Raw genomic sequence first — 3,808 nt, forward strand, 5'->3', positions numbered from 1 at the left:
AGGTCGTCTCCCGACGAGCGCCTCCAAGTTTCCTCGGCCAGGGACACCACCTCGCGCAGCGGCCGCCCGGTGGCCCGAGCCACTCGTGCCGCATCGTCGGGTTCAGCCTTGGCCCGACCGGCCGACACCTTGATAGCCACGGTGTAGCCGTCGACCTCCACCTCGTGCATGGTTCGGGCGGTCGCCCACCGTTCCACCCCGTGGGCCCGGACGCCCAGCGAGCCCGTCTCAGCGGTCAGGACCCCGGCCACCGTGGCCACGGCCGCCGGGTCACACAGGGCGCTGACCACGTGAGCCGGTCGACCCTTCTTCATGACAATGGGGGTAACCCAGGCGTCTCGGGCCCCGGCGGACAGGCACTCGGCCACAGCGTGGGCCAGGGTCTCCCCGGTGGCGTCGTCGACGTTCACGTCTAGGCGGGTGAGCGGCTGGCCCGAGCCGGGCACGCCGACCACTTCGTCGGTGGCCGTCCCCACCACCACCTGGGTCAGGTTGGGGCGCCCTTCCAAGTCCCGGTCGCCGGCGCCGTAGCCGGTGGCCTCCACTACCAGCGGCGGCAGCGCGCCCCAGCCGGTGGCTAGTGCGGCCAGCAGCGCCGCTCCGGTCGGGGTGGTCAGCTCGTACGGGACGTCGGTGCCATGGGTCGGCGCCCCGGCCAGCAACCCCACGGTGGCTGGTGCAGGAACGGGGATCAGGCCGTGGGCCGACCGGACCATCCCCTGGCCGGTAGCCACGCTGGAGGACCACACCTCGTCTACGTCCAACACCTCAAGGGCGGCACATGTGCCCACCACGTCGACGATGCTGTCCAAGGCCCCTACCTCGTGGAAATGAACCTGCGATGGTGGCCGGTCGTGCAGCCGGCCTTCCACCTCAGCCAGCGCCTCGAAGACGGACAGTGCCCGACGGGCCACCCGGTCGGGCAGCATGGCCTCGCCGATCATGGCCAGGATGTTGGCCGCCGTCCGGTGGACCGTGGTCTCTGTGGCCCCCACCTCGACCTTCGTCCCAGCCAGGCCACACCGTAGGACCGGCTCGGCTTGCAATGTCCATCCGTCGACGGGAAGCCGGTCGACCAGTGCCCGCACCTCGTCCACGTCGGCGCCGGCGTCCAGTAGTGCACCGAGTGCCATGTCGCCGGAGATTCCGGAGAAGCAGTTGAACCAGGCCCGTCGAGTCATCGGGCGTCGGCCCGTCGGGGGCCTAGCTGGCGCACCACGGCACACGCCGCACCGAACCCGTTGTCGATCCCGACCACAGTGAGGCCTGAGGCGCAGGAGGCCAACATGCCCAGCAGGGCGGTCACGCCGTCCAGCGAGGCGCCGTAGCCCACGCTGGTCGGAACGGCCACTACCGGTGCACCGGTCAGGCCGCCGACCACGCTAGCTAGGGCACCTTCCATCCCGGCCACCACGACCACCGCATTGGCGTCCTGTACCCGATCCACGTCGGCTAGCAGGCGGTGGAGTCCCGATACGCCGACGTCAGCCAGTCGGTCGGCATCGATGCCGTGGGCCCATAGGACCGCTGCGCACTCGTCAGCTATCGGGGCGTCAGCCGTGCCGGCGGTGACCACCAGCACCCTCTCGCCGCGGACCGGTGCCCGTCGCCAGACCGCGGTCCGGCCGAGGACCGTGCCCGTTGCGTCCACGGCCAGTGCCGCCTCGACCTGGGCCTTGTCGGCCCGGGACAGAACGACCGGGCCGGTGCCGCCGTCCAGCAGCTCGGCCACCACTACGGCTACCTCTTCGGCTGTCTTACCCGGCCCGTAGACGGCCTCGGGCAGCCCTTGTCGCAACGCTCGGTGGTGGTCGATGCGGGCCAGGCCCACGTCGGCGAAGGGCAGGCGCTGCAGGCGACGTACCGCCTGGTCCGGGTCCACCCGGCCGGATGCCACGTCGAACAGCAATCCACGAAGGGCGTCGGCGTCCACATCACTATCCTTGCCCCTCGTGGCCCACCTCGCACCCCCGGACCGTTCGACGTTGGCGTACCTGGGTCCCCGGGGCACCTTCACCGAGCAGGCGCTCTACACCCAGCCCGACCTGGTGTCGCTGGACTTGCAGTTGGCGTCGTCCATCCCGGACGTGTTCCGTCGGGTGGTCAAAGGTGAGTCGTCCCTCGGCTTCGCGGCGATCGAGAACTCGATCGAGGGCAGCGTCAACATCACCCAGGACACCTTGGCCTTCGAGGTCGACCTGTTCATCCAGCGCGAGGTCGTGATCTCGATCCAGCTAAACCTGATGGTGGCTCCGGGCACGGCGATGGCCGACGTGGAACGGATTGTCTCGTTCCCACACGCCATCGCCCAGTGCCGGGGTTGGTTGGCCCTAAATCTGCCGGACGCCGAAGTCCAGGCCTCAAACTCCACAGCTGACGCCGCTCGCCTGCTGGCCACCGAGCCCGACGGACGGACGGCAGCTATCGCCCCAAGCCGGGCTGCCGACGCCTACGGGCTGGAGGTGTTGGCCGCCGATGTCGAGGACCACCCGGAGAACCAGACCCGCTTCGTCCTGGTGGCCGCGGACGGGATCCCCGCTCCAACCGGTCACGACAAGACCTCTCTCGTCGTGTTCCAGCGAGCTGACCGCCCGGGGTCGTTGCTGGGGATTCTCCAGGAGTTTGCCGCCCGGTCCCTCAATCTGACCCGGCTGGAGTCCCGTCCCACCAAGCAGGGCCTCGGCGACTACTGCTTCCTGATGGACCTCGAGGGCCACTTAGCCGACGAGCTAGTAGCCGACTGCCTCCGGAACCTCCACATGAAGCATGGCCACGTAAAGTTCCTGGGCTCCTACCCGGCCGCCGGGTCCAACGGGGATGCCGTCCGACACGAGGCGTCCGAGGCCTCGCTGTCTGCAGACGACTGGTTGACCGACCTCCGGTCGCGCATTCTGGGCTAACCGACCAGCGGTAGTCACCGGGGCCAGCTGCACCAGGCCGTGGATCCAGGCTCACACACCGAGGTGTGAGGACCTGCCGTGACCGACTGCCGGTGGTGGCGGAGGGAGGGGGATTCGAACCCCCGAAGCCGTGAGGCTCAACGGTTTTCAAGACCGTCGCAATCGTCCGCTCTGCCATCCCTCCGTCGCGCAGCGTATCGGCGGAGGTCCATGGCCTCCGGGGCGCAGGTAACATCCGGGCCCGAGGAGAGGTGGCCGAGTCTGGTCGAAGGCGCTCCCCTGCTAAGGGAGTATGGGTCAAAAGCTCATCGTGGGTTCGAATCCCACCCTCTCCGCCATCCGAATCCCTCGAGGTCCCAGCAACCGGCGGTGGACGGTTTCCGGGCCGCCCCTAAACTCGGCTCCCTGCGCTCGTAGCCCAATTGGATAGAGCATCTGATTACGGATCAGAAGGTTGGGGGTTCGAGTCCCTCCGAGCGCGCCAAGCAAGTTCGCAGGCCAGGACCCCCAACCGGTTCAACCAACCCGTTCACATGGGTTGACCTGTGGTGTTGCGGCAGCCACAGGGGTGGCACACGGGGACACAGCGGGCTGGTCAGGGGCTCACGAGGCGGCTTCAGGCACCCACAGGATGTGCGTGCATGCCGACGGGCTCGGGTCGTGTGAGGTCGTCGGAGGAGGTTTCCTCAGGCGTTCGCCTCGGCCCGGGCCTTGAGCATGGCCGCGAAGTCGCCGACCGGTCGGACCTGCGCCGTGCCGGCATCAATGATCGGAAACATGCCCTGAAAGACCTGGGCGGCGTCGTCGGCATCGACCACGAAGAAGAAATCGTGGCCCGGCGGGTCCACCCAGGCGCCCACCACCTCGTTGACGTGCTCGGTCAGGGTGTCCATCACCGCGCCGAAGGT

At 68.6% G+C, this 3,808-nt stretch carries 4 protein-coding genes and 3 tRNA genes; 3 read left to right on the forward strand and 4 right to left on the reverse strand.

Features of this window, described 5'->3' with window-relative positions:
• On the reverse strand, nt 1-1,181 hold a 1,181-nt coding region (gene larC / locus MK181_10765; protein MCH2420281.1), incomplete at its 3' end, for a nickel pincer cofactor biosynthesis protein LarC.
• On the reverse strand, nt 1,178-1,933 hold the full coding sequence (larB, locus tag MK181_10770; GenBank protein MCH2420282.1) for a nickel pincer cofactor biosynthesis protein LarB: 756 nt from the start codon (nt 1,931-1,933) through the stop codon (nt 1,178-1,180). The genes larB and larC, both read right to left, overlap by 4 nt.
• Before the next feature lie 19 nt (nt 1,934-1,952).
• On the opposite strand from larB, the gene pheA reads away from it, so the two are divergent.
• Nucleotides 1,953-2,900, forward strand: coding sequence for a prephenate dehydratase (gene pheA, locus MK181_10775; GenBank protein ID MCH2420283.1), 948 nt, complete (start codon nt 1,953-1,955; stop codon nt 2,898-2,900).
• 96 nt (nt 2,901-2,996) lie between these two features.
• Here the strand turns inward: pheA and MK181_10780 are convergent.
• Nucleotides 2,997-3,084 (reverse strand) — tRNA-Ser (locus MK181_10780).
• Nucleotides 3,085-3,145: 61 nt separating this feature from the next.
• On the opposite strand from MK181_10780, the gene MK181_10785 reads away from it, so the two are divergent.
• A tRNA-Ser gene (locus MK181_10785) sits at nt 3,146-3,238 on the forward strand.
• Nucleotides 3,239-3,307: 69 nt separating this feature from the next.
• A tRNA-Arg gene (locus tag MK181_10790) sits at nt 3,308-3,384 on the forward strand.
• A gap of 202 nt (nt 3,385-3,586) precedes the next feature.
• Here MK181_10790 and MK181_10795 read toward each other — a convergent pair.
• Nucleotides 3,587-3,808, reverse strand: a 222-nt coding sequence (locus MK181_10795) for a hypothetical protein (protein MCH2420284.1), incomplete at its 5' end; no start/stop codon positions are given.

It is taken from the genome of Acidimicrobiales bacterium (assembly GCA_022452035.1).
GTDB lineage: Bacteria > Actinomycetota > Acidimicrobiia > Acidimicrobiales > MedAcidi-G1 > UBA9410.